Origin of the sequence: Jidongwangia harbinensis (assembly GCF_020216025.1) — a bacterium.
Classification (GTDB): Bacteria; Actinomycetota; Actinomycetes; order Mycobacteriales; family Micromonosporaceae; genus Actinoplanes; species Actinoplanes harbinensis.
Genome location: NZ_JAIWNC010000001.1, coordinates 172,959 through 188,575, shown reverse-complemented (window position 1 = coordinate 188,575; position 15,617 = coordinate 172,959). Strand labels below are relative to the sequence as shown.

Annotated in this window: 12 protein-coding genes; 7 read left to right on the top strand and 5 right to left on the bottom strand. The window is 72.7% G+C overall.

Features of this window, described 5'->3' with window-relative positions:
* Positions 1-257: 257 nt before the first annotated feature.
* Positions 258-5,114: a multicopper oxidase domain-containing protein gene (locus tag LDL48_RS00815; protein ID WP_225252981.1), complete on the bottom strand. Its 4,857-nt coding sequence runs from the start codon at positions 5,112-5,114 to the stop codon at positions 258-260.
* 461 nt (positions 5,115-5,575) lie between these two features.
* Between LDL48_RS00815 and LDL48_RS00810 the strand changes: the two genes are divergently transcribed.
* Positions 5,576-7,693 carry a PKD domain-containing protein gene (locus tag LDL48_RS00810; RefSeq protein ID WP_225252980.1) on the top strand — a complete coding sequence of 706 codons (2,118 nt, stop codon included), beginning with the start codon at positions 5,576-5,578 and terminating at the stop codon, positions 7,691-7,693.
* Between the two features lie 70 nt (positions 7,694-7,763).
* Here the strand turns inward: LDL48_RS00810 and LDL48_RS00805 are convergent, their stop codons facing one another.
* On the bottom strand, positions 7,764-8,210 hold the full coding sequence (locus LDL48_RS00805) for a hypothetical protein (RefSeq protein ID WP_225252979.1): 447 nt from the start codon (positions 8,208-8,210) through the stop codon (positions 7,764-7,766).
* Positions 8,211-8,319: 109 nt separating this feature from the next.
* On the opposite strand from LDL48_RS00805, the gene LDL48_RS00800 reads away from it, so the two are divergent.
* The 3 genes from LDL48_RS00800 (at position 8,320) to LDL48_RS00790 (ending at position 10,649) form a co-directional block, all read left to right on the top strand.
* Entirely contained in the window at positions 8,320-8,877 is a 558-nt protein-coding gene (locus tag LDL48_RS00800; RefSeq protein ID WP_225252978.1) for a dihydrofolate reductase family protein, read from the top strand.
* Positions 8,878-9,032: 155 nt separating this feature from the next.
* A complete protein-coding gene (locus LDL48_RS00795; RefSeq protein WP_225252977.1) occupies positions 9,033-9,821 on the top strand; it encodes a hypothetical protein in 789 nt (262 codons plus the stop codon).
* Positions 9,822-9,830: 9 nt separating this feature from the next.
* On the top strand, positions 9,831-10,649 hold the full coding sequence (locus LDL48_RS00790) for a class I SAM-dependent methyltransferase (RefSeq protein ID WP_225252976.1): 819 nt from the start codon (positions 9,831-9,833) through the stop codon (positions 10,647-10,649).
* A gap of 18 nt (positions 10,650-10,667) precedes the next feature.
* Here the strand turns inward: LDL48_RS00790 and LDL48_RS00785 are convergent, their stop codons facing one another.
* Positions 10,668-11,030 carry a DUF4267 domain-containing protein gene (locus LDL48_RS00785; RefSeq protein ID WP_225252975.1) on the bottom strand — a complete coding sequence of 121 codons (363 nt, stop codon included), beginning with the start codon at positions 11,028-11,030 and terminating at the stop codon, positions 10,668-10,670.
* 59 nt (positions 11,031-11,089) lie between these two features.
* Here LDL48_RS00785 and LDL48_RS00780 point away from each other — a divergent pair, with 59 nt between their 5' ends.
* A complete protein-coding gene (locus tag LDL48_RS00780; RefSeq protein WP_225252974.1) occupies positions 11,090-11,647 on the top strand; it encodes a TetR/AcrR family transcriptional regulator in 558 nt (185 codons plus the stop codon).
* Between the two features lie 47 nt (positions 11,648-11,694).
* Positions 11,695-12,342 carry a class I SAM-dependent methyltransferase gene (locus LDL48_RS00775; protein ID WP_225252973.1) on the top strand — a complete coding sequence of 216 codons (648 nt, stop codon included), beginning with the start codon at positions 11,695-11,697 and terminating at the stop codon, positions 12,340-12,342.
* A 59-nt stretch (positions 12,343-12,401) separates the two neighbouring features.
* Here the strand turns inward: LDL48_RS00775 and LDL48_RS00770 are convergent, their stop codons facing one another.
* Positions 12,402-12,959, bottom strand: a complete 558-nt coding sequence (locus LDL48_RS00770) for an RICIN domain-containing protein (RefSeq protein ID WP_225252972.1) — start codon at positions 12,957-12,959, stop codon at positions 12,402-12,404.
* Positions 12,960-13,134: 175 nt separating this feature from the next.
* Here LDL48_RS00770 and LDL48_RS00765 point away from each other — a divergent pair, with 175 nt between their 5' ends.
* Positions 13,135-14,136: an ArsR/SmtB family transcription factor gene (locus LDL48_RS00765; protein WP_225252971.1), complete on the top strand. Its 1,002-nt coding sequence runs from the start codon at positions 13,135-13,137 to the stop codon at positions 14,134-14,136.
* 83 nt (positions 14,137-14,219) lie between these two features.
* On the opposite strand, the gene LDL48_RS00760 is transcribed toward LDL48_RS00765, so the two are convergent.
* The gene (locus tag LDL48_RS00760; RefSeq protein WP_225252970.1) at positions 14,220-15,611 is read right to left on the bottom strand and encodes a non-reducing end alpha-L-arabinofuranosidase family hydrolase; all 1,392 of its coding nucleotides are present in this window, start codon (positions 15,609-15,611) and stop codon (positions 14,220-14,222) included.
* Between the last annotated feature and the right edge of the window lie 6 nt (positions 15,612-15,617).

The following is a 15,617-nucleotide window of genomic DNA, read 5'->3' as shown; positions in this document are numbered from 1 at the left end:
GACGCGATAGCCGGCCTCCCGGAGCGCGGCACCCAGCCGCGGCCGGTCGGGCACGGCGGAGACCAGCACCACGACCTCGTCCGTCCCGGCGCGATTCGAAGTGGTCATACCGCCCTTATCCGCGACCTGCACCGGGCCGAGCCCCGGACGCCCCGGGAGCGTCGTACCCCGTCGATGCCGATGCACGCCCACCGCGGCGACCGAATCCGCGCCCGGGCGCCGGAACCGGTGCACCGGTCCCGGCGCCCGCCGGCGGTTCACCGCAGCGGCAGCAGGTCGGTCTGCGGTGTGCTGTGCACCCGCAGCAGACCCCACAACCCGGCATTGGTCTGGTTCACCTGATTGCCGTCGCGGTAGAGGAAGTCACCGCTGGTGCCCCGCGGCCCACCGGCACCGCCGACGAGGTCGTGCGACGACGCCTGGCTGGCGAGCATCACCCCACGCGCGCTGACCACCGTGGACGCCGGGTCGGCGGCCTGGTAGTTCCACCCGTGCCCGCTCAGCACGAAGGTGTGCGCGCGTCCCCGGTCACTGCTGATCAGCAGCCGGACCTTCACCGGGTCACCGGTGTAGGCCCGCAGCACCGGCGTCGCCGGGTCACCGTGCACGGTGGAACTGAGCACGTTGGCCTGCACCGGGTCCCGGGCCAGCCGCGGGGCGAACCGCTCGGTGCGGTAGTTCACCCCACGGTTGCCCAGCTCGTACGGGTCGTCGACATCGCCGGCCGGGGGGATCGCGGCGCCGGTGGCGGTGCGCAGGTTGAGTCCGTCCTGCCACTGCAGGGCGTGCTCGCGGAACACCTGCGCCCGGCCGTTGGCGTCGGTCCACCGGATCACCGCGGCGGGGCCGGTGACGATCGGCGCCCCGGTCGCCGGATCGGACCAGGTGGACCCCTTCGGCTCGATCAGCAGGCCGGCGAAGAGACCGTGGTGGCGGTGCCCGCGGCGGTCACCGAAGTCGACCAGGGTCGCGGTGCTGCCGGCCAGGTCCTCCGGTACGTACCAGTAGGCGGTGATGCTGCCGCCGGGTGCCACGGTCTGGTCGTAGTTGTAGCCGACCGTGGCCCCGTCCGCGCTGGTGGTGAGGTACTCCACGAGCGCCGGGTGCAGCGAGACCCGGTTGCCCCGGGGGAACGGCGCGTCGGCCGGCAGCGGTACGTCACCGGTGTGCGCCGGCAACCCGGCCGCGGGCAGCTTGTTGGTCAGCGTCACCTTGAGGCAGTCGCCGGCGTTGGCGCGCAGGTACAGCGGTTCGGTGGGCCGGGTGCCGGCCCGCACCGCCGCCTCGTGCTCGGCCAGCACGTACAGGGCACCGGCCGGATCGTGGTCACCGGTGGCCGCGTGGTAGACGATGTCCTTCTGGATCGCGGCGATGTCGTACGTGCGGTCCGCGGACTGGGCCGGGCACGTCTTGACCAGCCTCGGCGGAGCGGTGAGGGCCTCACCGGGCTTGATCGCCGGCCATTGCGTACCGCCGCCCGGGTTCTTCTGATCGGGCAGTTGCTGCAGGTCGGCCAGCTTCCCGCCGGGCACCCGGAAGATGCCCCACATGCCGAGCCACTGGTCGTCCAGCGGGGTGGAACCGTACAGGTAGTCGCCGGCCGGGCCGGCACCGCCGTTCAGGATGCTCGGCGCCCCGTTGGCGGACTCGTTCTTCGCATGTTTCAGCGTGCCCGGGGTGTTGCGTGGTTTCCGCTTCACCGTGGAACCGGTCACCTCGTAGTTGTAGTACTCGGCCAGCGCCAGGCTCTGCGTGTCCACCACCGTGGAGGCGGGATTGTCCGGCTCGTTCAGCCACCGGTGCCCGTGGATGTTGAACGTGTGCACCTCCTCGTGGGCGCCGTCGACGTTGCGGATGACCACCGGATCGTCCGGATAGGCGCGGAACACCGGGGTGGCCGGATCACCGTGCACCGCCGACGAGTACACGTACGCGGGATCGCCCTTGGGCCCGGAGGCGTTCGGCGTGGTGCGGATCTGGAACGGTTCGTTGCGGTAGTTCAGGGCGTAGCCGCCCTGGTCCGCGCCGTAGTCGTCGACCGCGGGCGGCGGGTTGACCGGGTCGCCGGTGCCGTTGTTCTTCCACATCGGGATGCGGTCCTGGTGGAACACGGTGATCTCGCGGAAGTCCGGGCCGCTGGCCGAGCGGATGTCGGCGACCGTACCGGTGCCGTCGGTGGCCGTGCCGGTCTTCGGGTCGTGCCAGGTGGCGTCCGCGGGTTCCACGTGCAGCGCGGCGAACAGCCCCTTCTGCTGGTGCAGGTTGGCGTACTGGTGGTCGTGGAAGAACACCGTGCGCAGGGGCTGGTCGACGAACCAGCGGTAGCCGTAGGTCTGCCCGGGCATGGCGCTGGAGCTGTAGTTCCAGCCCACGCTCGTGCCGTCCGACCCGAGCTCGTCGAACTTCACCAGGTGGACGTGGGTGGAGACCTCGCTGGTCTCCTCGGTGTGCATGAAGTCGCCGTCGAGCCGGTTGACGTGGTCCAGCGGCACCGCGGGATCCTCGTCCAGGTGCAGGTCGTTGGTGGTGTAGACCTGGATGCACTCGCCGAGCCGGGCCCGGATGGTGAACGGCTCGGGTTGCCGGGTGCCGGCCCGCACCGCGGCGGCCTGTGACTCCTCGACGTACACCCGCCCCTGTCTGTCCTTCCAGCCGGCGCTGTTGTAGACGATCGGCACGTCGACGACGTGTGGCCGGTACGTCCGGGTGGCGGCGCCGCTGGGACAGGGGTCGATGTACCCGTTGCCCGGCTTGGCGGCGTCCAGTGCCGGCAGCCCGGCCGCCTCCAGCGCCGTCGGCCCGCGCGGTGCGTCGCCGGGCCGGCGCAGGGCCGCGAAGTCGTCCTTGACCACGGCGAGCGGGGCCCGGTACGCACGCTGGCCGAAGTCGCCCTTCACGAACAGCGGGAACCCGGGCTGCGTGGCGGTCGGCGCGGGGGTCTGGCCGGCCCGGCCGGGCAGCTCGCGCAGCGCCTCGATCGGCGTGCCGTCGGCGTAGCTCTGGCTGCCGTTGCGGAGCCGGTCGAAGATCCGCAGATGTCCCCACATGCCCTGGGCGAAGTGCGGGTACAGGTGGCAGTGCAGGACCGAGTCGCCCGCGGTGCGCTGCACGCCGCCCGCGCCGCCCTCGAGCTCCATCCGGTACCCCTCGCCGGGGCCGATCGACTGCACGTCGTTGCGCGGCGAGTCGGGGTTGTTCGGGTCCTTGAACCAGCGCTGGGTGTGCTGGTGCCACGGATGGGTCTCCTTGGCGCCCGGGTGCACGACGTGGAACTGCACCGGGTCACCGACGTACGCCTTCGGGATGAGGTTGTCCGAGTCCACCACGACGGTGCCGTTGGCCAGCTTGCGGACCAGTTTGCCCTCGTCGCCGAAGACCCAGGACTGCAGGTGCGACTCCTCGCCCATGCACCGGGCGCCCGGGTCGGCGACCACCTTGCCCAGCTCCGGGACGTACCCGTCGCAGAAGTGGTCCGCCGGGGTGATCACCCGGCCGTTCGGCAGGGTGACGGTCCGAGCCGTGCCGGACGGGTTCTCCGGCGTCTTCGTGCCGCGGTGCTCCTGGATGGCGCGCAGGCGGTTGCGCAGCGGCTCGGAGCGGTAGTTGATACCGAACGTGGAGTCCGGCAGCCCGGTGGTCGGGAAGGTCGGCTGGCGGCCGTTGCGGTCCTTGACGTCCTCGTTCTCATCCATCAGGACCATCGCGTACGAGCGCAGCGCGCCGGCCGGCGTGGCGACGTCCGCGAAGGCCCGCGACTCCACCACCTGGCCGGTGGCCGGGTCGAGCAGGTTCGCGCCGGTGGTGGGATTCGTCCACACCGAACCCTGCGGATGGACCACGACCGCGCCGTAGAGGCCGTCCTGCACCGAGGTGTGCTCGTCGTCGGCGGCGTCGATGTTGGCGATGTCGCTGATCGGCGCCTCACCCTGCTTGTCGGCGTACCAGGTGTAGGTGGTGGTTCCCCCGGGCGGCACGGTGCTGTCCGGGTTCCGGCCCACCCGGGCACCGTCGGACGTCTCCGGGTCGAACTGCACCAGCCCGTCCGGGTGCAGCCCGACCCGGTGACCGAGGTCGTTGCGCAGATTGACCCGCACGCAGTCCCCGACGTTCGCGCGGACCACCAGCGGCTCGCTCAGCGCCGGGTTGGCCGTGATCTGCGCCTTGCCGACCCGGGCGTCGGCGCCCCGGAGCGCGTACACGGCACCGTCGGGCAGCTTGTCACCCCACCCGTTCAGCGGGATCACCAGGGAGAACGCGGCGATGTCGTAGGTGACGGACCGCGCACCGGCGGGGCACACGCCCGCGGCCGAGCCGGCCTGGGCCGGCCCGGCGACGACGACCACCGGCATCGCCGCCAGGACACACCCGAGCGCGCCGGCGAACACCGCCCGCCGCGGACGGCGGGGTCCGTCCACCTGCCACTCGGCCCGCACCGCCCGGGCCGCCCGGGCGAGGAACGGTGCGGCCAGCGCGACCGCGCCGGTCACCGGCAGGCAGAGCAGCAGGACGCGCAGGACGTACGCCTCGACGCTGCCGGCCGGTTCCCCGAAGAGCACGCCGTGACCGGGTGCCGCGACGGCGAGCGCCAGCCCGGCCGCGACGGCCCGGCCGGCCGCCGTCCACCACGGACCCCCGAAGGCGGGCCGGACCCGGGTCTCCGGGACGTCCGGCTCCTCGGTCAGCCGCCAGCGCCGGCCGCGGGCCCGGGTGAGGGCCCCGGCGAGCGCGGCGGTGAGCAGCAGGGCCACGAAGATGACGGGTACGGCCAGAGCGGCGTCCCGCCACCAGGGGGCGGCGCCGGACCCGGGACCGTCGTGGGTCCCCGCCGTCCGGTGCTGCGCCGGCGCCCCGTTGGTCGGCGCCGAGGGCCCGTCCATCTGGCCCGACACGATGGCCATCGCGGTGTGGTCGACGTGCCCGGCGGCGTCGCGCGGAGCCGACCCGGCGCCGTGGTCATGGCCGCCACCGGGGCCGGTGGGCCGGACGTCGCCGCCGGTCGTGGCGTGGGCGTGCGACGCCGGGGCATGGTGCCACAGGTGCAGCAGGCCGACGGCCGGGTACGCGAGCAGGATGCTGAGGAGCAGGGTGGCCGACGCGGTTCGGGCGAACGGCATCAGGCGGTACCGGACAGACAAGGAGGTCTCCAGAGCGGGAGCGAGCGAGCGTGGCGCCGAGGTTCGCGCGCTTCAAAGATAGATAGACGCCTACGTCGCGGTAGTCGTCCTAACGGCCAACCCGGAAAGCTGGCAGTGTTCTGCCACAACCGGCCGCAGCTGTTGCCGCGTGGCGTCGTCCCTGCTAGCGGCCCGGATCGACCGATGTCGAAATGAACGATCGGACGACCGGGCATCCACCCATGCGACGTCGCGCCGTTCCGCCGCGTCCGTCCAGACTGGTGCCCGGCCCGGTCGCCGCGTACCGCCGGCCGTGCCACGTCCGCGTCCACAGCGGACCCCCGGTCGAGGTGTCCCTCGGACACGACCACGAAACCCACCGCTCACGGCCCCGCACCACGTGGTGCCGTGGCGCCCTGCCGCGGCCCGAACCGCGGCGCACGAGACACGGAGAGACCCGAATGAGAAGAACGGCACCCAGGATCCTGGTGGCGGCCGGCGCCGCGGCGGTCACCGTCGTGGCCGCGGCCGCCGTCGCCTCGGCGGTGGCGATCCCGCCCGCGACGCCGCGGCAGGGCAGCCTGACCAAGGCCGGACCGCTGGCCGAACACGGCTTCCCGGCCTGGTACGCCGACAGCAACGGGGTACGGCTGGAGGCCTGCACCACGCTCGACGACCCGCTGTGCTCGGCGCTGCCCGACGAGGTGCCGAACCCCGGCGCACCCGTCTCCTACCCGGACAACTTCCCGGGCGAGTTCTTCTACCAGCTCGCCGGCGCCGAACTCACCCTGACCGGCGGGGCCCGCGCCACCGTCGGGCTGGACCTGGAGGGAGCCTGGGCCCAGGAGGAGGTCGTCGAGGGGGACCAGATGGTCTTCGGCCGGGTCCGGGTCCGGTTCCCGGCGCCGACCGGCGAGAAGTACCGGATCACCCACCCGTACGGCATCGACGAGATCGTCTCCGCCGACGGCGCGGTCAACTCCACCGAGGACATCGGCACCACGCCCGGCGCGTTCGGCGGCGCCCTGAACAGCCGGATCGGCCCGTTCCTCCGGTGGGATCCGGCGGTCGCCCCGGCCGCACCGGCCGGGTACACCGGCGACCCCGCGGTGGATCACCGGGTCGTCGGCAGCCCGTACGGCACGAACTTCGTCAAGATCGAGCGCATCGACGCGGCCGGCGCCGTGCTGGCCGAGGTCGGCCGGACCGACCTGTTCAGCGTGCAGGGCCGGTACGCGACCAACGCCGGGGTCACCATCGACCAGGCGACCTACACGGTCGGAGCGGACGGTAAGGGCTTCGTGGAGGTGTACGCCACCGCCGAGGCCGGCCAGGCCGTCGAGGTCACCGGCAGCACCGGGCTGGGCTTCCGCACCACCCGGCTGCGCGGCCAGGACGGCCGCTACTACGGGCGGCTGCCGGTGACCGGTTCGGTGCCGGCCGGTACCGCCGTGGAGGTGGTCAACGTCAGCGACAACCCGCCCACCCGCAAGACCCGCCCGCTCGCCGACGTGGTCACGGTGTCCCGGGCCGGATACGACGCCGGACTGCACACGCTGACCGTGACCGCCGAGTCCAGCGACCGGGACAGCACCCCCGGAGCCCTCACCGTGACCGGTTTCGGGGCGCTGTCGTCCACCGCCTTCGCCGACGTCCTCGCGCCGCCGGCCACCGTCACCGTGACCTCCTCGAAGGGCGGAACCACCACGGTCCCGGTGGTCGGCACCGGCGCCGCCATGCAGCCCGACCGCCCGGTCGCGTCCGCGCAGACCCCGGTGAACGGCTTCGTGGGCCAGACCGTCACGCTGGACGGGAGCGCGTCGCTGGGCGCGATCGACTCGTACGCCTGGCGGCAGACCGGGGGACCCGCGGTGACCCTTTCCGGCGCGACCACCGCCCGGGCCACGTTCGCGGCCGCCGCCGTCGGCACCTACACGTTCCAGCTGGTGGTCACCGGTCCCGGCGGCGTCTCCGACCCGATGACGGTGACCGCGGTCGTCGGCGCCGTCGTGCCGGCCGTGGCCAACGCCGGCCCGGACCAGACCGCGGTCCGCGGCCGCACCGTCACCCTGGACGCCTCCGCCAGCCAGGGCGCCACGTCACTGACCTGGCGGCAGGTCTCCGGGCCGGCGGTCACCCTGACCGGAGCCGGCACGGCACGGCCGACCTTCACCATGCCGGAGATCGCCCTGCCGGCCGCGCCGGGCCCCAACCCGGCCTACACGGTGAACAGCGCGCCGCCGGCCTTCGAGGTGACCGCCAGCGGCCCGAGCGGGAGCAGCACCGACCGGGTCGTGGTGAACGCGCAGGCCGAGGCGCTGTCCGGCCTCACGGTGCGCTACCGGACCCGGGGCGAATGGCGGATCACCGGTACGAGCAGCCTGGCGGCCGGGCAGCGGGTCACGGCCGTGCTCGGCGCCGACCTGCGGGGCCAGGTGGTCGCCACCGCCACCGTCGACGCGGCCGGGGCGTTCGACATGCGCCCGACCACGCCGAACCCCGGCACCACCACCACGGTCAGCATCATCGCGACCACCGGTGGGCAGGCCCTCGCCGTACCGATCACGATCACCAGCTGAGCGCCCGCCGGCACCGCCGGGTCTCCGGTCCCGAACGCAGCGCATGCCTGCGGACCGGCGGCCCGGCGGGTCAGTCCGCCCGGTACCAGGCGTCCAGTTCGGCCGCGTAGCTCTCCGGATCGTAGGAGTCGGCCAGCCAGGCGATGTCCTCGAGGATCTCGCGGGCCTCCGCGGTGCCCAGCGCCGTGCAGTACGCCGTCGTCTCGGCCACGCCCGCGCCGAGCATCAGTTGCCCGTCCACGGTGCCGGAGGCGTCCATGCTGGTCCGGCGGGCCCGATGGACCAGCAGGGCGTCCTCGACGGCGCCGGCGTGCCAGAGTTGCGCGGCGCAGATCCGCATCAGCTGGGTGTTGCCGGGGATGGTGCCCGTTCCGGCGTAGGTGTCCGCCTCGTGCCGGGTCTCCCGGACGAGGGTCTCGCGGACCGCCGGGAGCAGGCCGGCGTCGACGCGCAGGCCGTAGGTGGCCAGGTACCGGTCCGCGTCCCGCTCGTACCGGTCATAGATGTCCATCCCCATCCGGCCTTTCTACCAGGGCGGAGTGCGGGGTGAGGCGCTCGGCCGACGCCGGATCGCGGAAGACGGTGATGCCGGCGATCCCGTCCCGGCGGGCGCTAGACTCGCGGCCGTGGGATTGCTCACCTTCAGCCTCAACGTCACCCTGGACGGTTGCGTCGACCACCAGGAGGGGATCGCCGACGACGAGACGCACGCGTTCTTCACCCGTCTCCTGGACGCGGGCGGGGCGATGCTGTGGGGTCGCGTCACCTACGAGATGATGGAGAGCTACTGGCCGGCCGTCGCCCGCGGCGACGAGGAGGCACCGCCGGCCCTGCGCGAGTGGGCGGTCAAGCTGGACGCCAAACCCAAGTACGTGGTGTCGTCGACGCGCACGGACTTCCCGTGGTCCAACAGCCACCACCTCACCGGCGATCTGCGCGAGGGCGTGCAGAAGCTCAAGGACGCGACCCCGGCCGGGGTCCTTCTCGGCAGCGGCGCGCTCGCGACCGAACTCGACCGGCTGGACCTGATCGACGAGTACCGGCTGCTCGTCCATCCCCGGATCGCCGGCCACGGCCCGACGCTGTACCAGGGCGGGCTGCCCGGCACGCGCCGGCTCGAGCTGCTCTCGGCGGATCCGCTCCGCAACGGTGCGATGGCCATGCACTACCGCCGCGCGGACTGAAAGCACCGGTGCCCGCCGCCGGCTCACCGGCGGTGCGGCGCGTCCTCCTCGCGCCCGCCGCGCCGACCTTCCGGCCGGAAAGCCGACACCGAAACCGGGCGGACGGGCCGCACCGACTGCGATATCGTCCATGGCCGATGGACGGGGGAACTCGGATGAGGGCCAGGACGAACAAGCTTGCCGCGGTGTCGCTGGTGGCGACCGCCGCGGTCATGCTGAGCGGCTGCAACAGCGACGGCAACGGTGGCGCCGCGACCGGTGCGACCGCGCCGGCGGCGTCGACGACACCGGCCGCAACGCCGTCGGCGGCACCGGCCGCGGTGGACAACGGCATCGCGGCGCTGTCGTCGGACAAGATCCTCAAGCGTGCCAGGGCCGCCATCAAGGGCGTGAAGTCCTACCGCTTCACCGGCAAGGTCGATGCCGAGGGTGAGCGGATGGGCCTCGACTTCAAGGTCAGCGGCAAGGACATGGCCGGAACGATGGACCTGGGCAAGGCGAAGGTGCAGCTGCTCTCCGTCCGCGGCAACCAGTACCTCAAGGGCGACCGGCAGTTCTGGTCCGAGAGCACCGGCAGCGCCAAGGACGGCAAGACCATGGCCAAGCTGATCGGGGACCGCTGGGCCAAGATCCCGGCCGAGGAGGAGGGCCTCGGCGAGCTGTTCAACGCGGCCAGCATCGACGAGCTGCTGACGAGCAGCGGCAAGGTCACCAAGGGCGCGACCAAGGAGATCGGCGGCATTCCGGCGATCGGCCTGGTGGACAAGGGCCGGGAGGGCGGCACGCTGTACATCGCGACGGTCGGTGAGCCGTACCCGCTGCGGATCGAGGCACCGGACGGCGACGGCCAGATGATGACGTTCTCCGACTTCGGCAAGACCTTCCCGGAGATCAAGGCGCCGGCCGAGGCCGACGTGGTCGACTTCGGCGACATGACCGGATGACCTGACCCGGTGAGCGGAGAAGACGACGCCCGGCCCGGGCTCCCGGCGGAAACGGGCCGGCGCGATCCCGCCCGGGTCTTCGGCGAGGTCGCCGACGACTACGACCGCGTCCGGCCGGCGTACCCGGCCGCCCTGGTCGACGATGTGCTGGACTACGCCGGGTCCGCGGTCCGTGGTCGCCGGGCGCTGGAGGTGGGCGCGGGCACGGGCCGCGCGACCGTGGCGTTCGCGGCGCGGGAGGTGCCGATCGTCGCGGTGGAGCCGGACGCGGCGATGGCCGACGTGCTCACCCGCCGGATCGACGGGATGCGCGGTGTCGAGGTGGTCCGCAGCACGTTCGAGGACTTCCGGCCCGCCGAGCGCTTCGGACTGCTGCTCAGCGCGGAGGCATGGCACTGGACCGAGCCGTCGTCGCGGTGGGCGCGGGCGGCGGGCGCCCTCGCCGACACCGCCGCCCTGGCGCTGATCTGGAACAACGAGAGGGTGGACGACCCGGCCCGGAGAGCGGCGATGCTGCGGGTCTTCGCCGACCACGCGCCGTCGGTGGTGATCCGTGACGAGCCGGTCGTACCCGATGATGTCTGGCGGCAGTGGCCGGGGGAGGAGCTGTCCCGCCGGTCCGAGTTCCGCGATCTCGCCAGCCGGCACTACCGGGTGCGCCGCACCGTGTCGAAGGCCGCCTACCTCGGCCTGACCCGGACCCGGTCACAGTTCCGGATGCTGCCGGCGCCGACCCGCCGGGACCTGCTGGCCGCGCTGTCGGACCTGTTCGACGACGAGGTGCCACTGCTCGTCGACACGGCGCTCGTTCTCGCCCGCCGCCGCTGATCGGCGGGGGTGCGTCGCTCACCCCAGGGCCAGGACGAGGCCGGCCGCGACGAGCAGGACGGCCGTGATTCCGTGGATGCCCAGCGCGGTGGCCGGCTTCCCGCCGTTGGCGACCACGATGACGGCGTCCGCCGTCGGTGTCCAGGCCGCGGCGATCAGCGCCCAGCCGAGCGCCGTGCGACCGGCGGCCGCCCAGACGACGATCAGCACCAACCCGGAGGCGATGTCGCGGACGCCCTTGATCTGGGTCAGGGCGCGGAGATCGTCCGCGGCGACGCCGAAGTCGCGCGTGGCCCGGCGAGGTGTGAGCAGGAAGCGGCCGCCGATCACCATGATGGCGACACAGGCGACGAGCCCGACCGAAAGCGCGGCGATCTGCATGCGTGGTCCCTCCAGGGAATAACCTAGCGACGTTATCTAACGATGCTAGACTAGCCGGTGTGTCTCCTCGACCCGCTCCTGACCTGGCGCTCCGGCGTGACCAGGTGATCCGCGCCGCCCGCGACCTCGCCGCGGCCGGCGGCTGGGCCGCCGTCACGATGCGCCGCCTCGCCGGGGAACTCGGCGTCACCCAGCCGGTGCTCTACTCGGCCTTCGCCAGCCGCCAGGCGCTCATCGACGCGGTGGCGCTCCAGGGCTTCAGCGACGTCGCCGCCGCGCTCGCGGCGGTGGACGTGTCGCCGATCGCGCGGATGCGCGCCTACCTGGACTTCGCGGTGGCCCAGCCCCGGGTCTACGAGGCGATGTTCTCGCTGCCTTCCGGGCTGGCCTTCGCGGCCGACGACACGCCCGCGCCGCTCCGGCGCGCGTTCGCCGCGCTCCGCGACGCCTTCCCCGACGCCGACGGCACCCGGGCGGAGGTCGCCTGGTCGGCGCTGCACGGCCTGGCCACCCTGCAGGCCGGCGGGCGGCTACGCGCGGACCAGGCCCAGGCCCGGTTCGACCTCACCCACCGGATGCTCACGGAGGGTTCCGCGCACCGGCGGGCCGGGAGCTGACCGGGGCGGGGCCGGGTGGCCGGACGCCGGGAACTACTGTCGCGACCATGGCCGAACGCGATGCCCTCAGCGTCACCGTCGAGGCGTACGACGCCGCCGCGGACACCTATGCGCGGCTGTTCCGCGACACGCTGCGGGACAGTCCCCTGGACCGCGCGATGGTGAGCGCGTTCGCCGAGGTCGCCGGCGCCGCCGGGGACGGCCGGGTGGCGGACCTGGGATGCGGCCCCGGCCACGTCACCGCCCATCTCGGCGGACTGGGGCTGGCGGTGTTCGGGGTGGACGCCTCTCCGGCGATGATCGCGTCGGCCCGGCGGGCCTATCCGGACCTGCGCTTCGACCTGGGCACGATGGCCGCGGTCGACGTCGCCGACGGCGTGCTGGGCGGCGTACTCGCGCGCTGGTCCATCATCCACACCCCGCCCCGCGAGCTGCCCGTCGTCCTGGCCGAGTTCCATCGTGTGCTGGCGCCGGGCGGCCACGTTCTGGTCGGCTTCTCGGCGAGCGACGACGTGTCCCATCCGACGCAGGTCTTCGACCACAAGGTGGCGCCTGCCTACCGGTGGTGGCCCGACCACCTCGCCGCGCTGCTTCGCGAGTCCGGGCTGGCCGAGGTGGCACGGATGGTGTGCGAGCCGCAACCCACCGACCCGCGCCAGTTCCGGGCGGTTCACCTGCTCGCCCGCAAGACCTGACCCCGGCGCGGAGCCGGGCGGCGCCGGACCCGCCGGCACCGCCCGGACTGTCGCCGGTGTCAGCGCAGCGCCCACAACTGGTTGCCGCCGCGGTGGCATCCGTACTGCACCGCGTGGCTGCCGTCGCCGCCGTGCAGGATGTCGATACACAGGCCGGTGTAGCGGTTGACGATCTCGTAGTAGCCGTCCCGGACCGGGCTCAGGCGCCACTCCTGACGGGACTTGCGCTCACCGGCGGTTCGCCGGCAAGGCTGATTCCGTACGTCGGCACCGCCGGCGCCGAGGCCGGTCACGCAGCCCTCGTCGTACTGCGAGACGATCTGGAAGTACCCCGCGGCGGCCGGCTCGACCGGCTCGAACGTCCATCCCTGGTGGCTCCCGCCGTGGCACGGCCACTGGAACAGGAAGTCCACCCCGTCGCTTTCGAGCGGGGTTTCCAGACACCGCAGGCCCCACTCGAGAACCAGCTGGTACGGCTGACCCGGCGCCGGGGAGGCCGCCACCGCCCAACGTGACGTGGCCTGAGCCGGGGTCAGGGCACTGCCGAGGATCACCGCGGCCAGTCCGGCCGCGGTGACCATCCGCACGAGACTCCGGGTGATGTGGTTGGTACGCATGGGCGTTTCTCTCCTGTCGTCGGTGAGGGCACTGGCGACAGCGTCGTGGCTCGGCGGTGCCGGCGTCGACGACTTTCGGTCCTCGCCGAACACGGGCAAATTGGTTGGCGGCGACGGCGGACAGCGGCGACGATGGTGCTCGACGGGCAGGCCGAACCGTTCCTGGGAAGGTCCCATGCTGCGGGTTCATTTCACGGCGGACGATCTGACGCGTACGCGCATCGCGGCGGTCGGACCGGTGGACGAGACCGCCTGTGCCATCTGGCTGCTGCAGCGCCCCGAGTCCGCGGTGTTCTTCGAGGGGTGGCGGGAGCGGACCCGGGCCCAGCTGGAACCGGCGGCCCGGATGCTCGGCGCCCTGATACCCGCGGCCCGGTGCATCTCGCTGGACCTGTTCACGCTCAGCGGGGGACCGGCACACTCGCTGGACCAGGCCCTGGAGAACCTCCGCGCGTGCCCGGCCGACGATCTGCGGGTCGAAGCGCGGTACGCCGACCGGGCCCGGCCCCTGCGGTCGTGGGCCGCCGGCCTGACCGCCGCGGACGCGGAGGCGCGGGACCTCCTGGACTCGAGCCTCCGTGCCGCCTACGATTCCTGCGTCGCTCCATACTGGACACGGATCAACGCCCACTACGCCGCGCGTCGTTCGGCCTACGCCCGTGCCTTCGTCGAGGGTGGCGTGCACCAGCTCCTGCGTTCGCTGCACCCGTCGATCCGGTGGGACCCGCCGATCCTGGAGTTGCCGACGCCGTCGACGATCGTGCGCGACCCGGATCGGTACCTGGACGGCCGAGGCGTCGTCCTGGCGCCCGCATTCTTCGACCTGGAGCCCAGGATGACCTGGGATCTCGCCGACGAGGCCGCACCTCCGGTCCTGCACCTCCCGCCGGCCGACGCGCAGGACCGGCTGGAGACGATCTGGCCGGCCACCGCGTCCGGCGTGCTGGGCGCACGGCTGGCCGCGTTGCTGGGCCGGACCCGCGCCCAGGTTCTGGAGACCATCGCCAACGGCTGCACGACCTCGGAGCTGGCGCGCTCGCTGGGCATCTCCAACGCCTCGGCGAGCGAACACGCCACCGTGCTGCGCGCGGCCGGCCTGGTGGCCAGCCGGCGGCACCGCAACGCCGTCCACCACAGCCTCACGCCGATCGGGGTCAGCCTGGTGAACCACGGATAGCCGTGGTCCGGCGGCGTCGTCCCGGCCGGATGACCACGGGCGGGCCGGCCTGTACCGGCCCGCCCGTGGTCGGTGCTCCGCCGCTACCGCTGCAGGGTGAGCAGGCCCGGCCGCCACGGCAGGAGGTTGTACTCCCCGCCGGCGTTCGGGTCCTTGCCCTGATAGAGCAGTTGCAGGTTGCACGGGTCGACCGTCTTGGTCTGGTCCGGGTTGCTGCGGACCAGGTCACCGTGGCTGATGTCGTTGGTCCAGGTGGCACCGCTGTTGGCCTTGCCGGCGAACGGGTTGCGCTCGGTCGCGGCCTGCGGGGTCCAGGTGCCGTTCAGGCTGGACGAGGTGAACGAGCGGAAGTAGCGGCCCTGGCTGCCGATCGCCTCGACCAGCATCAGGTACTGGTTCTGGCCCTGCAGCTTGTAGACCTCGACGCCCTCGAACAGGTTCTCCCGGGTGTCGGTCATGATCGTGGTGTACGAGGCGCCGAAGCTGCCGGGGAAGTTGCCGATCGGCATGCTGGCCCGGTAGATCTTCCCGTTGTCGCCGGCGAAGAACAGGTACATGTTCTGGTCGTCACCGATCAGCGTCTGGTCGATCACCCCGTACGGCGCGTCCGAGATGGTGCCGGTGAACAGCGTCTGCGGCGCGGACCAGCCGTTGGCGTTGGTCGGGTCGGTGGAGGTCTTGTAGCTGAACGAGGTCGGCCCCCACTGGTACGCCAGAATCCAGATGTTCTTCGGGGCGAAGTGGAACAGCGTGGGTGCCACGGTGCCCTGGCTCATCGCGTTCTGGCCGGTCGTCGCCATCTCGGACCAGTTCGTGAACGGGGTGAAGTTCATCGAGCCGTAGTTCCCGGCGGTGTCGACCCGCGATCCGTAGACCAGGTGCCGGCCGTTGTAGACGACGTTGGTGAAGTCCTTCAGCGAGACCCAGCCGGACTTCGGATTCGCCAGCGGACCCGTCGACGTCCAGCGGTACGTCGAGGGCAGGGCGCAGGTGCCGGTCGGCGGCTCGGGCGGCGCGGACGGCGGCGCCGACGGTGTCGACGGTGTCGACGTCACGGGTGCGCCGGTGCAGGCCACGCCGTTGAGCGCGAAGCCGGACGGGGCCGGGTTGCTGCCGGTCCATGAACCGTTGAGGCCGAACGCGACCGACGCGTTGGTGCCGATCGCGCCGTTGTAGCTCACGTTCCTGGCGGTCACCGCGGCGCCGCTCTGGGTCAGGGTGGTGTTCCACGCCTGCGTCACGCTCTGCCCGGCCGGCCACGACCAGGTCAGGGTCCAGCCGGTCAGCGGGTCGCCGAGGTTGGTGATCGAGACGTTGGCGCCGAACCCGCCCTGCCATTGCGACGACACGGCATACGTCACCGAGCAGCCGGCGGCCGCCGCGCCCGCCGGCAGCGCCACACCGACCGCCGCCGAGGCCAGCACGGCGACGCCGGCGACCGACAACCCGATCCTGGCCGATCTGAATCCGGTCATTGCTTG